Source organism: Vibrio inusitatus (assembly GCA_024346935.1).
Taxonomy (GTDB): Bacteria; Pseudomonadota; Gammaproteobacteria; order Enterobacterales; family Vibrionaceae; genus Vibrio; species Vibrio inusitatus.
Genome location: AP024879.1, coordinates 96,344 through 114,158 on the forward strand (window position 1 = coordinate 96,344; position 17,815 = coordinate 114,158).

At 43.0% G+C, this 17,815-nt stretch carries 15 protein-coding genes; 7 read left to right on the top strand and 8 right to left on the bottom strand.

Annotated features, from left to right (window positions below; genetic code table 11):
- Nucleotides 1-43 precede the first annotated feature (43 nt).
- The gene (locus OCU48_RS13665; RefSeq protein WP_244312350.1) at nt 44-2,509 is read left to right on the top strand and encodes a LuxQ periplasmic sensor domain-containing protein; all 2,466 of its coding nucleotides are present in this window, start codon (nt 44-46) and stop codon (nt 2,507-2,509) included.
- Nucleotides 2,509-3,456, top strand: a complete 948-nt coding sequence (locus OCU48_RS13670; protein WP_141346404.1) for a hypothetical protein — start codon at nt 2,509-2,511, stop codon at nt 3,454-3,456. Before OCU48_RS13665 ends, OCU48_RS13670 begins: the two co-directional genes overlap by 1 nt.
- Before the next feature lie 32 nt (nt 3,457-3,488).
- Here OCU48_RS13670 and OCU48_RS13675 read toward each other — a convergent pair whose 3' ends face one another.
- The 6 genes from OCU48_RS13675 to yccS form a co-directional block, all read right to left on the bottom strand.
- Nucleotides 3,489-4,316, bottom strand: coding sequence for an SDR family oxidoreductase (locus OCU48_RS13675; protein ID WP_141346403.1), 828 nt, complete (start codon nt 4,314-4,316; stop codon nt 3,489-3,491).
- A 340-nt stretch (nt 4,317-4,656) separates the two neighbouring features.
- The gene (locus OCU48_RS13680) at nt 4,657-6,183 is read right to left on the bottom strand and encodes a DHA2 family efflux MFS transporter permease subunit (RefSeq protein WP_208727183.1); all 1,527 of its coding nucleotides are present in this window, start codon (nt 6,181-6,183) and stop codon (nt 4,657-4,659) included.
- Complete coding sequence (locus tag OCU48_RS13685; protein ID WP_141346402.1) at nt 6,183-7,178, bottom strand: HlyD family secretion protein; 996 nt, start codon at nt 7,176-7,178, stop codon at nt 6,183-6,185. The genes OCU48_RS13680 and OCU48_RS13685 overlap by 1 nt, the downstream gene beginning before the upstream one ends.
- Nucleotides 7,179-7,378: 200 nt before the next feature.
- Entirely contained in the window at nt 7,379-8,983 is a 1,605-nt protein-coding gene (glpD, locus tag OCU48_RS13690) for a glycerol-3-phosphate dehydrogenase (RefSeq protein WP_141346401.1), read from the bottom strand.
- Nucleotides 8,984-9,194: 211 nt separating this feature from the next.
- Nucleotides 9,195-9,899 carry a DUF2057 family protein gene (locus tag OCU48_RS13695; RefSeq protein ID WP_141346400.1) on the bottom strand — a complete coding sequence of 235 codons (705 nt, stop codon included), beginning with the start codon at nt 9,897-9,899 and terminating at the stop codon, nt 9,195-9,197.
- Nucleotides 9,900-9,929: 30 nt separating this feature from the next.
- Nucleotides 9,930-12,071, bottom strand: a complete 2,142-nt coding sequence (gene yccS, locus OCU48_RS13700; RefSeq protein WP_141346399.1) for a YccS family putative transporter — start codon at nt 12,069-12,071, stop codon at nt 9,930-9,932.
- Nucleotides 12,072-12,312: 241 nt separating this feature from the next.
- On the opposite strand from yccS, the gene helD reads away from it, so the two are divergent.
- From helD to OCU48_RS13715, 3 genes are all read left to right on the top strand, one after another.
- Entirely contained in the window at nt 12,313-14,388 is a 2,076-nt protein-coding gene (gene helD, locus OCU48_RS13705; protein ID WP_141346398.1) for a DNA helicase IV, read from the top strand.
- Nucleotides 14,389-14,554: 166 nt separating this feature from the next.
- Nucleotides 14,555-15,016, top strand: a complete 462-nt coding sequence (locus OCU48_RS13710; protein ID WP_244312348.1) for a hypothetical protein — start codon at nt 14,555-14,557, stop codon at nt 15,014-15,016.
- Between the two features lie 115 nt (nt 15,017-15,131).
- Nucleotides 15,132-15,362, top strand: a complete 231-nt coding sequence (locus tag OCU48_RS13715) for a hypothetical protein (protein ID WP_141346397.1) — start codon at nt 15,132-15,134, stop codon at nt 15,360-15,362.
- A gap of 165 nt (nt 15,363-15,527) precedes the next feature.
- Here OCU48_RS13715 and OCU48_RS13720 read toward each other — a convergent pair whose 3' ends face one another.
- The gene (locus OCU48_RS13720; protein WP_141346396.1) at nt 15,528-15,983 is read right to left on the bottom strand and encodes a methylglyoxal synthase; all 456 of its coding nucleotides are present in this window, start codon (nt 15,981-15,983) and stop codon (nt 15,528-15,530) included.
- A gap of 145 nt (nt 15,984-16,128) precedes the next feature.
- Here OCU48_RS13720 and queC point away from each other — a divergent pair, with 145 nt between their 5' ends.
- Nucleotides 16,129-16,815: a 7-cyano-7-deazaguanine synthase QueC gene (gene queC / locus OCU48_RS13725; protein WP_244312346.1), complete on the top strand. Its 687-nt coding sequence runs from the start codon at nt 16,129-16,131 to the stop codon at nt 16,813-16,815.
- A gap of 62 nt (nt 16,816-16,877) precedes the next feature.
- Here queC and OCU48_RS13730 read toward each other — a convergent pair whose 3' ends face one another.
- A complete protein-coding gene (locus OCU48_RS13730; RefSeq protein WP_208727197.1) occupies nt 16,878-17,060 on the bottom strand; it encodes a hypothetical protein in 183 nt (60 codons plus the stop codon).
- Nucleotides 17,061-17,292: 232 nt separating this feature from the next.
- On the opposite strand from OCU48_RS13730, the gene OCU48_RS13735 reads away from it, so the two are divergent.
- A complete protein-coding gene (locus tag OCU48_RS13735; protein WP_141346393.1) occupies nt 17,293-17,694 on the top strand; it encodes a VOC family protein in 402 nt (133 codons plus the stop codon).
- Nucleotides 17,695-17,815: the final 121 nt, after the last annotated feature.

The window sequence follows — 17,815 nt, forward strand, 5'->3', positions numbered from 1 at the left end:
TAAAAAAACATCCCTTACAACACAGATCATCAGGGTGGCCTGGGTGTCTTGGTTTTTTGTTATTTTGGGTTTTTTCTTTTACAACTACCAGCTCAGTACAAAGACCTATGAATCAGAACGAGAGCGAAATTTTAACCAGACTGCTAGGGTAGTGAAGCAGTTGATTGAGAGTCGCCTGCAAACCATACAAGTCACACAAGACATCAGCTCCAAATCTCGCACCCTAATTGAGTTGTTCAATGCAAAAGACTACTCAGCAGTGGATAATTACATGCTTGAACTTGAAGAGCTTGACCCAGACGGTGCGGCAGATTTTAGGTTTATGTATCAATATGGAGAGGTGGTTTGGGAGGATGGTAACGCTGCTTTTTATGGTTTCAGCCCAGCTCATTTAAAGGCATTAGGGGAGACGGTCGATTTTAGTAATAGCTGGTATTTTATTGTCCCTTCAACAGAGTTAGGGAACAAGCACGTTATAATACGTCGCTCCGCACTGATTCATCCTGATAGTAGTGAGTTAGTAGGGTATTACTATGTAGTGTTTGTTATCGACAACAACCTTAGGCTTTTGCGAAACCTAGTTCTTGATAGCATTGTCACTGATATTGTATTTGTTGAAAGTGGTGAAATTATCGCAGCTTCATCGCCCAAAGTGTCGAACTTATTAAAACAATATTCCCCATTAAAGCTCGAAGATCAACCGCAATTAATGTCACAGATGATCGGTGAGATTGATGTCGTTGTCGAAGGAATAGTTACGCCTGTGAAAGCGATTTTTATACAAAACTCTAGCAAACTTGATCGAGTTGAAATCAGCTTTGCCGCTTCCTTAATGCTGGCATTATTTGCCATAACAGCATCGGCTGTGATTATTACAAAGATGGTACAGCGCAGGGTTGAGCGAGAGATTAAAGGTGTGATGTATATTGCCGACAGCTTTGATAGTGCAAAGAAAAGTATTTCGTTTAAGGGGTCAAATATTGTCGAGTTTGACCGCTTAGGACATACTTTACAGGCAAGCATACGGCGTGAAAAGCAAAAAGAAACTTCCTTTAAAAACTTGTTTGAGTTTTCGTTGTTGCCCACAGCGCTCCTAAACAGTGAAAAACACGTATTGGAGCTCAATCAAGCGGCGATTGATGCATTTTCTCATGATAGGGGAGCTGCCGCTTTAAAGAAGGAGCTTGATACGCATTTAGATCATGTATTGAAAAGCCAGCAAAATGCTGAAGTAGATACGCATGTGGGTGAACAGATCTATCGCTGGAGTATCGCACCAATTTTGGTCGACGGTGCTTCCCCAACATTGGTTGTCCAAGGCAAGAATATTACTCAATTTGTTGAAGCTGAGCAGCAAAGCGAGCGCGCAAGACAAGAAGCCGAGCAAACGGCATTAGCTCGCGCTGAGTTTTTGGCGAAGGTAAGTCATGAGATAAGAACGCCATTAAATGGAATATTAGGTATGGCGCAACTCCTTAAACAAGGGGCAATTTCAGATGAACAAAAACATCAAACATTGGTATTGCATCAAAGTAGTGAGCACTTATTAAACTTGCTCAACGATATTCTCGATTTCTCCCGGATAGATAAGGGTGGAGTCGTTATTGAGTTTTCAGAGTTTTCTCTTAATCGAACCATAGAAACCATAGAGTCATTTGCTGAGCCGAGTTGTTTACAAAAAGGACTGAAGTTTGTTGTAAATAGGAACTTTAGCGACGATGTAACGGTGAGAAGTGACCAGATGAGGTTGACACAGATCTTTCTTAATTTGCTGACTAATGCAATTAAGTTCACTTCCAAGGGAGCTGTGGTTGTCAATGTTGAATTACGTAACCGCTTAGCAGATCGAGCAGAGCTCTACTTCTCGGTGACTGATACTGGTATTGGTATTGGTAAAGATAATCTTGATACCATTTTCGCTTCATTTATGCAGGCAGAAACTCATATTAGTCGTGAATATGGTGGTAGTGGGTTAGGCCTTAGTATCGTTAAAAGCTTGGTTAATTATCTTGAAGGTAAAGTCAGTGTTGAAAGTCAGTTGGGTAATGGAAGTTGCTTCTCTATTACCATACCGATCCTTACCGTAGAACAGAAGCCGTCGTTGCCTGAAATAATCAACGAGAAATCTATTGTATTTGAGCGTGAACTGAAAGTCCTTTTAGTCGAAGATAACAAGACCAATGCCTTTGTTATTCAAGCTTTAGGTAAGAAGCATGGCTTGGTTTTTGAATGGGTAACTGATGGTGTTCAAGCCATCGAAAAAGCCCAACACAATTACTATGACCTTATCTTAATGGATAACCAAATGCCGAATATGGATGGTATAGAGGCGACCGATAAGTTACGCGCTGAGTTTGGCTTATCAACCCCAATTATCGCTTGTACCGCTGATGGGTACCAGTCCACAGCAGATGCATTTTTGGCTGCTGGCGCTAATGCTGTATTAGTTAAACCTATCTTAGAAGAGAACCTTGTATTGACACTGCGCAAGGTTATGGAAAACACATAATGCTGAATTACGAACCTATTGATGTCCCCTTTAATCACCGGCACACTTGTTGGTTTTGCGCTGAGCCTAGTAAAGATAAGGTGCAGTTTCCTAAAGTAGCTTCCCCTTATCTTGCCCATGTCCCACTTGAGCTTCCCGCGTGCCGAGAGTGTCAGGTTATAGCAGCATCTTGCATAACAGATTCTATTTGGGATCTGCAGCTTCAGATAAATAATGCACTTATGAAGCGATATGCAAAGCACTTGGGTATTGGTGTGAATTGGACAAAGCAGGAATTGGAAGAAACCACGTTAGAAGGGACATCTTTCAAGGGCTTTACTGATAGCGCTTGGATGATGTACGAGATTGCAAAAGGACGAGTGGACTTCGTGGGCTGGCCTCTTGCGATCAATGGTGTACCACTGGATATTATTGATGACAGTTACGGCTATGATTTTGACGGAACGCGGTTTATTAACTTTCAGGCAGCAGTGGAGTTTTATCAAAAAGCAGAGTCGTTGAATAAATACCTCGTTGATGGATTGGTGTCTCTACTGGGGCAGGAACGTTTTTCATATGTACTGAGAGTGGCGCGACTGCATCCCTCTATTAGCAAGAAAATGGCCGATGAAGTCCTCGCTGAAATTACCGCGCAAGAGTTTGACCGTGCTGAAATACTACAGCAACCCGAGCACCTATCAGGACAAAAAGAGGTGGCTATAGAGAGTATTTCTAGTGTCACTCTCGGAACTGAGCGAGTAGAACCAGAAGCTATAGCTTGGGCTATGAGGCGAGACATTCGAGATCTTCTTGGACTGCAGCAGTGTGAAGATGCGTTTTTTGATGAACATGAGCATCTAGGTGGTGTCGCAGCTTTTCAGCTATATCATGGCCTACAACTGTATTTAGAGGCGCGTCAAGATGGTACTTGGGGTGAGCAACATGATCCCAACCATTCGTTGTGGTAGTAAGAATAGTTGGCATCGTTAAAGCTACTTGCCTAATCACTCTTTACTAGCAGACGGTCCAACAGACGTGTTGGCAAGATACGACGTAGAAATCCAAATAGGTAAGTTGGTGTCGTGACATAGTAACGCGCCTTTGGTTTTTGGTTGCTGAGTATCTTTTTCACAGGTACAAGCACCGCTTCGGCAGGTAAAGTAAATCGGTTGCTAGAGGTTTCTTTGCCTAGGCGCTCAATTGTATTCTGATAGTTTTTGCTGTGCCTCGAGTTGTCAGTATCTATTGTTTTTTCAAATGCCTTAAGGGCATTTTCTCTAAACTTACTCACTATCGGCCCCGGTTCAATTAGGCTCACAGAAATGGGAGTGTCCATTAGTTCAAGTCTCAGGGTATCGGTATAACCCTCAAGAGCAAATTTACTGGTGTTGTAGGCGCCACGATATTTCATTGCCACTAAACCCAACACTGAACTGTTTTGAATGATCTTCCCACTGCCTTGTTTCAACATGACAGGAATAACCGCTTTAGTGAGTTCATGCCAACCAATGAGATTGGTCTCTAACTGCGCGCGCAATGCTTCTGTAGGCAAGTCTTCTAATGCACCACATTGTCCATAAGCTGCGTTATTAAATAGAGCATCAAGTTTTCCGCCTGTCATCTCTAATACATCCGCTAATCCAGAATGTATCGATTTGGCGTCGGTAACATCAAGCTGAACACATTTAAGCCCTTCTTTTCTAAGTCGCTCTACGTCTTCGGTATTTCGGCAGCTGGCAATAACAGTATACCCTGCGTGATGAAGTTGTTGGGCACAGTGATACCCAATGCCACTGCTACATCCTGTAATTAAGATTGATTCTTTCATTTAGATCCTGATTCGTCGGCAAGCTATCGAAGTGCCTATATTGGCAAGTGTTCATAATATCAAAATTGAAAGAATGAAATAGTATTGCTAGTACGATTTATATGACCGGTAATAAAGTTGTTCATTCTTGATGAGAGTGAGTGGAACCTAGCCAAGTTAATAAGGTCATAAATAACATGGGTTTAGCGTTAAGTGTCTGTTATATAAGGTGTGATTATGTTTAAGGTTCCAGCATATAAAGCCTATCAATTATTTAAGATAGGACTTATTACAGAGCGACAACTTGTACGTTTTTTGACGTGCATTGATCGAGCAATGAAAAATAAAAATTGATCACAATTTAATGTCCCGTCGTCGTCCTTGCACTGGTGGAGGCTTGTTTGGGGATCTTAATTAACAACAGAAAGGGGATAATCAATACAAACATCAACGTGATAAACGAAAACGTATGCACAAACGCGACGATCTCTGATTGCTTGTGTAACTGTTCTTGAAGCAAGCTTTGCGTGGTTGGGTCACTGAGTTTTAGACCCGTATCACTTAGCCAGTGCTGAAGATTTGGATTATAGGGATTAATCGACTGACTTAGAGAGTTCCACTGCTCTTGAGCACTTCTAAATTGGTAAGTAGTGGCGATAGAAATACCAAATGAACTGCCTATAGTTCTGAACAAGTTGAAGATGCTGGCACCTGCAACACCTTGATCTGGTCTCAGTGTTGTATAAGCGATAGAGGATAGGCTTGAGAATACTAAGCCCATACCACATCCTTGAATGACGCTAGGTAAGATCAACCAATAGAAATTAATATTCTCTGAGTATTGGGACATGATAATGCCGGCAATACCACACAGCACAGCACCAATTGCGACCATCCATTTTAAGCGATCATTAGTGATAAACTTAGCGGTAGCAATAAGTGTAATAGCAGCCGCAATACCCCGCGGTGCCATTAGTAACCCTGTTGTATCCACAGGGTAGTTTAAAGCGCCTTCAAGCATCATTGGTAACTGAGCGGTAAGCCCAAATAAAGCACTTGCAAAAATCGCCATCATAAGTGAACCAAAGGCAAGATTTCGGTTGCTGATCATCCAGATAGGCGCAACGGGACTGCGGGTTTTGAAGCTCCGATGAACAAAGTAACCAAGCCCTACAAAAGCGGCAATCATACTCACTTGAATCAAACGTGATTCGAACCAATCCAGTTGATTCCCTTGGTCAAGTACCATTTGTAACATGCCAATGCCCACCGCCATTGAAATCATGGTCGGCCAATCAATCGTGGTTTCACTCTTATTAGAGGTTTTCACAAACAGGGTGATCATGGTTAGACAAAACAATCCAACCGGTACGTTGACATAGAATACCCATCTCCAGTCCATATTCTGCGTGATAAGACCACCCAAAGTAGGGCCTAAAATAGGGCCCAACAAAATTCCGATGCTAAAGATAGACATGGCTTTGCCGCGCTCTTCTGGCGGGAATACGGCAATTAACAGTGATTGAGATAGGGGAATTACGACAGCGCCAAACATGCCTTGGATGATTCGAAATAACACCATAGCTTCAATGGACTGGGCTTGCCCACAGAATATTGAAGACACTATGAATCCCGAGACTGCGACTAAAAGTAAGCGGCGTTCTCCTAGTTTACTAGAGAAGAAGCTAGTTAAAGGGATGAATATGGCTTCTGCCATTGTATAGGCGGTTAGTACCCAAGTAATAGTGTCTGACGTCGCACCAAGTGCCCCTTGCATCTGTGGAAGGGCAACGTTGGCAATAGTCATATCCAGTAGAACCATGATGGCAGAGGTCATCACTGCAATCACTATCATCCATCGTTTCATCGGGGTTATGGTTTCCACCATTACTCTCCAGCCGTTGTATCCACAGTGACTTGGGTGCTCGATCCAATTCGTAATAGTGGTTTCGATGAAAGGTCATCTGTGATCACTATTTTCACAGGGAAACGTTGTCCTATCTTCACCCAGTTGCCGGTAGCATTTTCAGGCGGGAGCAATGAAAAGCTGGTGCCACTCGCAGGCGAGATTTTTGCGAGTTTGCCGTGCCAGATTTCATCAGGGTACATATCAACTTTGATATTGACCGGCTGTCCTTCTGCGAGTCTTGGCATTTGCGACTCTTTAAAGTTCGCTTGCACCCATTGTCCGTATTGCTTAACGACAGGAAATAGAGGCTGACCGATCGCAACAAAAGTACCGAGATGAATCTTAATATCACCCACGTAGCCATCAAATGGAGCGCTAATTTCTGTATAGCTGAGATCCAGCTCTGCTTTTGCTAAGCGAGCGGCCGCTTGTTGCACTGCTGCAGAAGCATCGCCCTTGCCGCCTTGGGTATCGATAGCTTGCTGAAGAGAGGCTTGAGCTGCATGTAAGCGAGCTTGAGCATCAGCAAGATTTGTACGATCGGTATCGGCTTGTTGAATTGGAACAAGTTTTTTCTCTACTAGCACTTGGGTGCGCTTGTAGGTTTTTTGTGCATTTAACAGGTTCGCTTTAGCTTCATTAAGTTGAGCGATTGCGGCATTAACGCCAGATTCTTGGGACTTGTTTTGTTGTAGGGCTGCTTGATAAGACGCTTGTGCTTCATGTACGGCTATTTGATATGGTTGAGAATCCACAGAAATCAGATGATCACCCATATTTACAAACTGAAAATCATCAACAGAAACTTGAGTAATTCGCCCTTGGACTAATGGCGCAATAGAAACAGTTTTACCATGCACATAGGCATTATCAGTAGAGGGGTGAAGATCACTGTAATGCCAGTAATACGCTACTCCGCCACAGATTGTGAGCAGTATGATTACGGCAAGGTATCCTCTAATGTATTTCTTCATAGTCCATCCAAAATATGACATTTAAAATCGAATGATTTCTCGGACTAGACTATATGCTCTAATTTTAGGTTTTTATATGCCAAAAAGTGCACACTTACTTTCAGTTTCTGTGGTGCGTTTTGTGAAGTGATATTACTTTATTATCGAATTATCAGAGGGTTATAGGTGTCATAAGAGCTTTATTTCTTTGGCTATTTTTCTTATGTATCCAATGTAAGGTTCACTCGTGATAAAACGGTCTCTTCGTTACCCCTTTGTTGAGTGACAGTGTGCTTATTCTCTTGGGCTTTGATAAGTAAATAGTGCTCTAGGGTATCTACTTCTGCCGGTGTCATTTCCAAGTACAATTTAGTACGTCGATAAAGGATATCTTCGGCAGAATGTGCAAATTCTTGCTCCAATAAATAATCAACCTCTGCGGCATACAACTGCTCTGAAAAGCGTTCACCCAAGTCTTGCTCTTCTCGTAATGAATGAATCATGATCAGTGCGCGAGTACCATAGGTCATAGCCCAACGCTCGATGATATCTTTATCTACAAAAGGAGCCAGCTCTCTTAACTGCGCCAGTAGGCGGGTTTTATCAAATTGCTCTGCACCCGGTAATAGAGTGGACTCAGTTGTACAAGGCCGCATTTCAGGAAAGGCATGTTCTAGTTTATCTAGCGCTGCATTTGCTAATTTTCTATAGGTAGTGAGCTTTCCACCGAATACTGATAACAAAGGTGCGGTTTCTAAAGAGTGTTGCAAGGTGAGTGTGTAATCTCTAGTTATTGCCTGTGGGGAATCAGATTCATCATCACAAAGAGGTCGCACGCCACTAAAACTGGAAATAATGTCATCCTTGAACGTGAAGTGCTTGAAGTGTTGATTTACCACATCTAACAAGTAATTAATTTCATCATTGGAAATTGTAACTTTGCGGGGATCTCCTTTATATTCAATATCGGTAGTGCCTATTAAAGAATACTTATTTAAATAAGGAATAACGAAAACAATTCTGCCATCTTGGTTTTGCAGAATATAAGCAAACTCCTGAGAATAGATTTTCGGAACTATGATGTGCGATCCCTTGATAAGGCGAATGCCCATGGGCGATTTAGTTTGCACGGTGTCGGAAATAAACTGTTTTACCCAGGGACCAGTAGCATTCACTACACAACGTGACTGCCGTGTTAGGCGCTCCCCGATTCGGTGATCGAGAAGCTCGACAGTCCATACTTTATCTTGCTGGGTAACAGAGACGACCTCACAATAGTTTCGGACTTCAGCGCCTTTCTCTTTGGCTTGCATAGCATTGAGGACCACCAACCTTGCATCATCCACCCAGCCGTCAGAGTACTCAAAGCCAACTTTAAACTCATCATGCATGATGCCGTCATCACTGAGAGAAACCTTACAGGAAGCGGGCAGCGAATTGCGTGTGCTGAGATAATCGTACAAATACATTCCTGTACGAATCATCCAAGCAGGTCGAAGAAAAGGTCGATGAGGTAGGCGAAATCTCATCGGCTTTGCGATATGAGGTGCCTTCTTAAGAATGACTTCACGCTCAGACAATGCCTCTGAGACTAAGCGAAACTCGTAATGTTCTAAATAACGCAAACCGCCATGAATTAGTTTAGAACTGGCTGATGAAGTCGCACTGGCAAAATCTCTGGATTCAAATAGGGCAGTAGACAGTCCCCTAGAGACTGCATCGGTTGCAATACCGACACCGTTGATACCACCGCCTACTACAATAATATCTAGGATCTGTGATTGTTTGCTGTTGTGCTTTAATCGCTGTGATCTTGCTTGGTTCATTCGCTAACTACCCTAGAAGAACGTTTACACTTTTAACTCGAAAAGTGAATGATGCTAGTTTGGGTTTATAGGTATAGCTTAAGACATTGCGATTAAGGAGATGGAGAAGCTAGGGCAATTTTCACACCTATGTATGAAAATTGCCCAGAATTGAGAGAGAAGTCTCTATTTTTAGACACAAGACTTCAATTGTTGACTGCGGTGGTTGGTATTACTGGCTGTTTACGTAGGCTTTAAAGCGTGCTTTTGTTGCATCATCAGCCTTGCTGTACCAGAACATCAGCATTTCTTCTTCTGTTGTACCTGCTGAGGTTTCAGGAAGTTGAGTTGGTACTGCCGCGTCAGCCGTTGTTGCTACAGGAACCACTGTGACTGTCTGTCCAGATGCTTGCGCCGCAGTTACTGCAGCGTAAGCCGCACTATTGGTTGTTGCAATGGCTGCTGCACCGCCAGCGGCATTAAACTTAATCATCTCAGATTCGTAATCACGACCAATCTGCATGCCTTCGTGAACCAACTTGTCTTGAGTCATTTCCATTGCTTGGTTGGATTCGTTAACCAATTTCCAGTCAGGGTTGTTATTGAACCTCTGTGCTTCACGGATGTTGCGGTAATTAGGAAACTCAAACTTTAGCTTTTCGTCTGTAGCGGCAAACTTCGCTACGATAACGTCTGAGTTCATTTTTTCGAACTCTTGGCCTTGCTTGAAACTAGGGACGTAGCGAAATACGATCTGGTTTTCGCCGTCAGGTAGAATTGCCGTAGAGCTTGATGAGAAGAAACCACCGTCAATTTCGGGTTCCGTACCGTTGACCAGTAATAGGTCAACATCTTCAGGAAGATCGATCGTTACCTCTGCGAATGCAGGTGTAGCCAGTGAAAGTGCTAGTCCGGTTAGCAAAAATTTCTTGTACATAGAGCTTCTCTATAGTTTTGGGTCTAAGACCTATTTTGATTTTGAAAATGTTTGGCTGAGTGTTTTTATCTCTGGCAACATTCTGTGGATCAGGTGTAATTGTTGCAAAATCATCTGTGCAGAAGTGCCATCACTCTCTCGCCATTGTGATAACTTGTGCTGAATATGGTTGATATCGAACACTTTTTCATCGAAAGGCTCATCACGTAAAGCCTTCTCAATAGCGCCGAGCTTAACATGAATTTCCTGATATGCATCAATTACTAGCTTGTGCGTTGTCGCATCATTGAGCTGTGTCCGGTGTGCGCCTAGCGCAGAAACGTAACTGAGAAGGGCGTGATTTAAAGTCAAAAAACGAAAGCTCTCATTGACCGCATGTTGATACTTTCCAGGTTCGGCCATCATATTACTAATAGCCGCGCTTAGATTCGCATCATGGCTATGAGCTGCGCGGCGAGCGATACGATAATTCAGGTCGTCAGATTTTCCGAGTCGATATTGAACAATAATCTGAGCTAGATAATTACCATTGGCTTTAATGGCTTGTGCCATAAGCGAGGGCAATTTCTTAGCTTGCCAATCAGGTAGAATGAAATATACAGCCCCTGCAGCAAGTAAACTTCCTATCAATGTATCAATCAGTCTGGGGACAATCACAGCATATCCTGCTCCAAGCTGAGAAAATAGGAACAGCACTAAGACAGTAATAATGGCTGTTGCATAAGCGTAGTTTTGAAGCCTAAAAGCGAAGAAGAGCACGCTAGATATAACGATAACAAACAGTTGACCTTCCACTTCAGGGATCAGAGAGAGCATCACTACACCAACGATCAGCCCTGCAAAGGTGCCGCTTATCCTATGAAATAGCTTTTGCTTGGTGGAGCTAAAGTTGCGCTGACACACAAATAAAGTCGTGAGTAATATCCAAAATCCATGCTCAATTGAGAACAACTCAATAATGCCATAACCGACGGTAAGTGCCGTTGCCAATCTTATGGCATGGCGAAATAGCACAGATGAAGGGGAGAGGCTGTCGCTGATACGTTGCCACATCTGTTTGGCAGTGTATGCGGTTTTATCGTCCAATACATGGTCGGCCGATTGAGCGTCAGGATTGTTAATGTTGTTCAGCAGTCTATCTACCGTACACAAGTTATTGAATAAGTACTGAAGCTGAGCTAAAGATTGTTGCCACTCTGGGTTACGTTGCTCAACCAAGTGAGTCATTGCTCCTTGCAGTTCATCTAAGGCGATAACTGACTCTTGATTTCGCTGATAAGGTTGGTTGAGCCTTAGAGATTCGGCAATATCTTGGCATTCTTTAGCGTAGGACTGAATGAGATGCTTGAACCGAAATAGCACATCGGAGCGTTCAAAATGCAGAGCAAGGTCTTGATAACGGTAGTGACTAGAACTGAGCCTTTCATGCATATCTTGGGCAAGCAAATAGATACGTAAGAATCGATCACTAGGGCCATCGACATGGCCTTTCTTTGAGCGTTTTATTAGGGTGTCACGGCAGAGCTCTAAGGCTTCTACGGTATTAGCGTTAAGCCTAGCTTCCTCGATACGCATCGGTTGAGGTGTAAGCCCTATCGTCGGATGAAAAAGACGACTCTTAGTATCGAGGTAACGAGATAGCTGGTGGAAGGTCTGGGAAAGGCTTAGTTGTACGGGTTGCATTGGCCATAAGCTTTGCCATATTAAGGACAGTAAATAGTACCAAGCTGCGCCTAACAGTAGCAGAATTGGCTGACCCCAGATGTCAGTGCTTTCACTCGCTCCCAACATGGTATAAATAGCGATCAGCAATGACCCAAAGGCGATGCTCGCATAACGAGGTCCAATCGCGCCCAGCATGATAAACGCAAACGTTGAAGTAAATAACCCAACGGCAAAAGCAAGGGGGTAAGGGTAGAGCACTTCAATGGAGATACTTGCTATCGCAAAACAGATGAAGGTTAGGGTGAGTGCTTTTAAGCGCCCCCAAAAATTGTCGTCAGTTTCCGCAAGGGCGGCTGCAATGACCCCGAGAACCAATGGAGTAATGAGGGTATATTGACCCAGATACCAACAGGGGATGACTACGCCTAGCATAGTGACTAGGATGAGAAGGCTGTAGTTAATCGTTTTATTCGCCCAATACTGGCGAAGTGTGGCAGAAGTGTTCACAGAGTCTTAGGCTAGCCTTTTTAAGTACTCTGTCACCTGTAACAGAGCGGTCCTTTATACAGAGTAGTACTTTACACAGGGTTAACGTGATTTGCACTCTATAGAGTAGTGACTGTGCTCGCGATCTTATTGAACTTGCGAAGAAAAACCTAAAATTTACATACTGCCTAATGCGTTCTTTGGATTAATCATAGTAAACTGAAGCGGTTCAACCCGAAACCTTAAGGACAAGTACGCTAACATGCAGTTGCAAGCCACCCCGTCAGCTCGTTTTTTCTTACAAGACGAATACTTTGACATCAAGCTAGAGAAGGATCAGTTGGTTCTTACCTCTCGAGAGAATCAAACCTCGATTCCTTTTTCGGAATGGAGCGGTAAAACCTCGATTGAGCGTGGCTTAGTATGGGGGAGCATTACCTTCTTTGGCTACCAACAACATCAAGCCGGTGAAGCAGTGCAAGATGCTTGGCAGATTCAGGGATTGTCCTGGGGAAAAGCCAAGTCATTCGGCCGAACTGCGGTTCAATATTATGAAAAATGGCATCGCCTTCAATGTCGCCAGTTGAATCTTTACTTACCTAAATGGCAACAAAAGCTGCAATTATTGCGTCAGAAACCCGCCTACCTTGCGCACTCCGAATGGCGTTCTTGGCAAGAAATGGTCCATGCTGATCTTGAAGAAATGAATATTAGTTTGAACGACGCAAATCAGCGTATGCCTGACAATATGCAAGAAGTGAATCAGTGGTTATGTCCTAAGGGCGATATAGTTAGAGAGCGCAATGAGCTTTGGCTCACTAATGAAACTCAGAACTGGCAAGTTCTATTTGCTCAGATTGAGAGCTCACCACTGAATGAATCTCAGCAAAAATCAGTACTACTAAATAACGATCACAACTTAATCTTAGCAGGAGCGGGTACCGGTAAAACCAGTGTGCTGATGGCCCGAGTGGCCTATCTTTTACAAAGTCATCAGGCTCAAGCTGAAGAGATTGCTCTGCTAGCGTTTGGCAGAGATGCCGCAACGGAAATGTCACAGCGTTTATCCAACAAAATTGGCGTTACGTCGCAAAAGGTGAATGTGAGTACCTTCCATAAGATGGCGCTGCATATCATTCAACATGTGGAAGGTAGCCCTGCGAAGGTAAGTTCATTGGCTTCCGAAGCAAAACAGAAGCAGCAGTGGAGTGCACAATGGTTGAAAGAACACTGGACTAACGCTACGAATTTCAAGCGCTGGCAAAAACATCTATCTCAATGGCCGATTGCATATTTGAAAGGAGATGTGGATCTTGGCAGTCAGTTTGAAAACCCAAAATTGATCGCTTGGCTAGACCAACAGTTGGATCAGCTGTGTTCTATGAATGTCACCAAGAAGTCTATTCAACAACAGATTATTGATCATCCAGAATATTCGCGTCTCAATAGCGAACTTCAATTAGTGTGGCCTTGTTATCAAGCGTGGAAACAGTACTTGAAAGAACAAGGTGAGTTGGATTTTCATTCAATGATAGAAAAAGCGACGCAGTATGTGTCTAAGAATCGGTTTAAGGCGCCATGGCGTTATTTAATGGTAGATGAGTATCAAGACATCTCCCCAGCTCGCTTAGCTTTAGTGGAAGCGATTGTGAATCAGCCTTGCGAACAAGGAAGGCGCTCACTATTCGCGGTTGGTGATGATTGGCAATCTATTTACCAATTCGCAGGCTCTGATGTACATCTTACAACGGGCTTTCTCAAGCGTTTTCCAGATGCGGCGACGCATCATCTCGATACTACCTATCGTTTCAACTCTCAAATTGCTGATGTGGCGGGTGAGTTTATATTGCAGAATCCAATGCAGTTAACCAAGACTCTCAACGCGCATAAACAGCAGAAACAAAAAGCGGTTTCAGTAGTCGCGGAAGCTAAACTAGAGAAAACACTGCAACGAGTGAACAACTCCCATAAGCCTCTGTCGGTTCTAGTTCTTGGGCGTACCCATAAAGACAAACCAAGTAAGCTTAAACAGTGGCAATCAGAGTACAGCAATCTCGAGTTTAACTTTATGACTTGTCACTCAAGCAAGGGAAAAGAGGCTGATGTCGTATTATTGATGGGTGTGAACGAACATAATTTCCCACAAAAAGAACGTGCTCCTCATCTTGATGTCGCTCTTAAATCGACTAATGAATCTTTCCCATTTGCAGAGGAACGTCGCTTGTTTTACGTAGCTCTAACTCGCGCAAAGCAAGAGGTAATCGTGAGTTACGATCTTCAGCCATCACCGTTTATCACTGAGCTACTAGAAGGGTCTTATGCGGTGAAGAAGCACTAATACCAACCATAGTAGGTAAATGCTCAGAAATCGTGTTTTAACTATCTAGGTCGTTCAGTTATACACTACGATGGGTATCAATTACTTTTATTCAGAGCGACCTTAAACATTCGCGATAGGTGGGTATATTAGAAAATCTAATGTTTACTTTGTCCTAAGTCTTTCTATGTTAGCTTTAGCGACGTTATTTTCGTTTGCATCAAATCAAACGCTACCTTCCGCATCAGATTTAATGGTTCGGTCGGGGCAAGTCAGTTCACTGAAGTACCTTTCTCCTTTGCGCGGCAGCAAATCCATACGCCTACAGCTTATTGATGGAAGTTGGTATCAATACTCATCAAAATCAGGTGATATTGAAACGGTTTATCATGCTTTGCAGCGTAACAATGGGCAGATTTTACATGTGGGATATGTCTCTGGGTTTAGTGGATCACCGGTTGGAGATGAACGCCAATTTTATAATGTCCTCTCTTTGAAAATTGGTTCTCAAACCCTTAGAGACTATCAACAAATTCAAGATGCGTGGAGCAGTGATAACCAGCTTGCGGTGATTATGTGCAAGGGGCTTTTTATAGGCGGTATCTTGCTTCTTGTATTCGGCAGTGCACTTCGCTTTCGAGGCCAATAACGCTTAAAACTCTGCAGTTCTTGTCATTAATCTAAAAAAGGGACAGGAACAATCGAAAGTTATAACTACAATTTAGAGGCGCATAGCTTAAACAGTGTTTAAGAAGGAGGTTCCAATGAACCTAAAAGTCATCATTATATTATCTTTATTACTGGCAGTTATTTATCTGGGGTTCAATAGTAATATTCCACAGCTCAATGCCTTCAAGAACTTCATTACGGGCACGTTTACCACAGAGGTTGCAGAAAACCGCGCTGGCACTAGTAACGACAATCGACGTAGGCGCTCTGCACCTGAACCGTATGAAGAAGACACAGAAGTGGATGCGAACGTTTACGTTGAGTAATACCAATCGTACTAATTCTGAACACTTACTTAGTGTGATTGGTATAAAAGTCATTGTTGAAGAGTGAAATGAGAAAGCCACCTTACATTAGGACTACTAATTTGGGTGGCTTATCAGAGACGATTAATCAATGATAGTGAAAGCTGGTCTTTGACTGATATCCGACTAGGTACGTTTAGCTAGGTAAGACTCATAATCTGGAATTGCGATTTCTACTTCCTCATCAATCAAAGAAGAGTCGAATAGGAATCGTGCGGTAGCGCGGTTGGTGGCTACAGGAATATTCCATACGCTAGCAATGCGGAGTAATGCTTTTACATCTGGGTCGTGTGGCGCTGCATTCAATGGATCCCAGAAAAAGATCATCATATCAATCTTCCCTTCTGCAATCATCGCACCTAATTGCTGATCGCCTCCCATTGGGCCGCTGATAAGGCTTTTAATTTCCAGACCCGTTTCACGGCTAAGTAGATGGCCAGTTGTGCCCGTTGCATACAGAGTATGCCTTTCCAATTTCTGCTGGTTTTCTTTGGTCCAATGAAGGAGTTCTTTTTTGTAGTGGTCGTGGGCTACTAGGGCTACGTGCTTGCGTGCCTGCATAGTACGGGTAGTTTTTTCCATGGTTCAAGTACCTAATTTTTGTTGTCGTTTTATCAGATATTACCATTACTCTTATTGGCTGTGGTGACAGATTTAAAAATTTGTTTTCCCTGATAAATTTGGTAGATTGTGCGCGATTAACTCAATGTCAGTGAAAGGAATAAGTATGAATAAAGCGGTCGTTATTTTTAGTGGAGGTCAAGACTCTACAACGTGCCTAGTGCAAGCTCTCACACAGTTTGACGAGGTGCATGCGATTACTTATGACTATGGCCAGCGTCATCGCCAGGAAATTGAGATTGCTCAGAAGTTGGCAAAGAAGCTCGGCGCAAAAGCACACAAAGTAATGGATGTGACATTACTCAATGAATTGGCTGTGAGTTCTCTAACTAGAGAAGACATACCGGTTTCTCATGACCTTGGTGAGAATGGATTGCCAAACTCGTTTGTACCTGGACGTAATATCCTATTCCTTACTCTAGCGGGTATCTACGCCTATCAAGTCGGCGCAAAGACGCTGATAACAGGTGTATGTGAAACAGATTTCTCGGGTTACCCTGATTGCAGGGATGAGTTTGTGAAGGCCATGAACTCAGCGCTTTCACTTGGAATGGATTATCAACTGGATATTAAGACCCCACTCATGTGGCTAAACAAAGCTGAAACATGGGCGATGGCTGATCACTATGATGCATTGGAAATGATAAGGGATGAAACCTTAACCTGTTACAACGGCATCATTGGATCAGGTTGCGGAGATTGTCCTGCATGTGATTTAAGAGCGAAAGGTCTTGCTGAGTACCAAGACAATGCAGATGAAATAATGGCGTCTTATCAGCAGAAATCGCTGTAAAAATAAAAAGGCTCCGACGCTGGAACGTAGGAGCCATTATTTTGGACAAAACACATAATTTCCTAATAGTCATCTCCAGTCAAACGGCCTTCTATGGCGTATGGGTCGTCTTCGAATACATGATTTGCTCGTCCTCTAAGAGCCTCTAGTTGTTGTTCCAACGTGTCCATAGTTTCAAAATTTCCTTCTGAGCAGGCAATGTAAATTTGTTGCTCTAGATCCTCTATTCTGTCGCGTACGGTCATCATAATCGCCTCCCTAGGTATGCAGTGTTTATGCTTACGAGCGGCTTACTCAATTAGCTCACCATGAAGTTCATTATTCTTCAATTTCAACAAACGAATCATACTGTGACTTTCAACGGAATTATAGAACATAAAATAACCAGTAATAGTGTGCGAGAAGAGGATGGTATCAAGATCTAACGCTAAGCTTTTGACTCTACTAAAAAAGAAAATATTAAATTTTACTGAGACGATGATGATAGAAATTCAAGGTATTGATCATGTGGTTTTACGTTCAACTCAAGTCGAAAGTATGTTGTCGTTTTACTGTCATGTTTTAGGATGTGAGGTAGAAAGGCGTCTTGTTGATGAGGGCTTAACACAGCTTAGGGCAGGTAATGCATTGATTGATATTATTGATGTTGATAGCCCGTTGGGAAAGCTTGGAGGCAGACCACCGCAACAAAATGGACGCAATATGGATCATTTTTGTTTGCAAATTCAAGCGGTTAATCAAGAAGAGTTACTCACATACCTTCGAGGCCATCAAGTTGATATCTTGCCAGATGCTATCCGTTACGGAGCGACAGGGTTGGGTTGGTCCATATACGTGCACGATCCTGAAAATAATGTCGTTGAACTTAAACCCATTTAGGTATGGGTTCCGACATGTATTCAGTAAGCGAATTAATGCTTAACCAACAGATAGATGTGTGCAATCTGTCACTGTGCAAACAGTAAGCTTACGCATTATTGACATAATAGCAGGCGGCAAA

What these genes read in the sequence shown, in the direction of transcription:
- OCU48_RS13680 (WP_208727183.1), bottom strand. Translation starts at nt 6,183, where the DNA reads ATGGTGGAAACCATAACCCCGATGAAACGATGGATGATAGTGATTGCA.
- OCU48_RS13720 (WP_141346396.1), bottom strand. Translation starts at nt 15,983, where the DNA reads ATGGAAAAAACTACCCGTACTATGCAGGCACGCAAGCACGTAGCCCTA.
- helD (WP_141346398.1), top strand. Translation starts at nt 12,313, where the DNA reads ATGCAGTTGCAAGCCACCCCGTCAGCTCGTTTTTTCTTACAAGACGAA.
- OCU48_RS13685 (WP_141346402.1), bottom strand. Translation starts at nt 7,178, where the DNA reads ATGAAGAAATACATTAGAGGATACCTTGCCGTAATCATACTGCTCACA.
- queC (WP_244312346.1), top strand. Translation starts at nt 16,129, where the DNA reads ATGAATAAAGCGGTCGTTATTTTTAGTGGAGGTCAAGACTCTACAACG.
- OCU48_RS13715 (WP_141346397.1), top strand. Translation starts at nt 15,132, where the DNA reads ATGAACCTAAAAGTCATCATTATATTATCTTTATTACTGGCAGTTATT.
- OCU48_RS13710 (WP_244312348.1), top strand. Translation starts at nt 14,555, where the DNA reads ATGTTAGCTTTAGCGACGTTATTTTCGTTTGCATCAAATCAAACGCTA.
- glpD (WP_141346401.1), bottom strand. Translation starts at nt 8,983, where the DNA reads ATGAACCAAGCAAGATCACAGCGATTAAAGCACAACAGCAAACAATCA.
- OCU48_RS13695 (WP_141346400.1), bottom strand. Translation starts at nt 9,899, where the DNA reads ATGTACAAGAAATTTTTGCTAACCGGACTAGCACTTTCACTGGCTACA.
- OCU48_RS13670 (WP_141346404.1), top strand. Translation starts at nt 2,509, where the DNA reads ATGCTGAATTACGAACCTATTGATGTCCCCTTTAATCACCGGCACACT.
- OCU48_RS13675 (WP_141346403.1), bottom strand. Translation starts at nt 4,316, where the DNA reads ATGAAAGAATCAATCTTAATTACAGGATGTAGCAGTGGCATTGGGTAT.
- OCU48_RS13730 (WP_208727197.1), bottom strand. Translation starts at nt 17,060, where the DNA reads ATGACCGTACGCGACAGAATAGAGGATCTAGAGCAACAAATTTACATT.
- OCU48_RS13735 (WP_141346393.1), top strand. Translation starts at nt 17,293, where the DNA reads ATGATGATAGAAATTCAAGGTATTGATCATGTGGTTTTACGTTCAACT.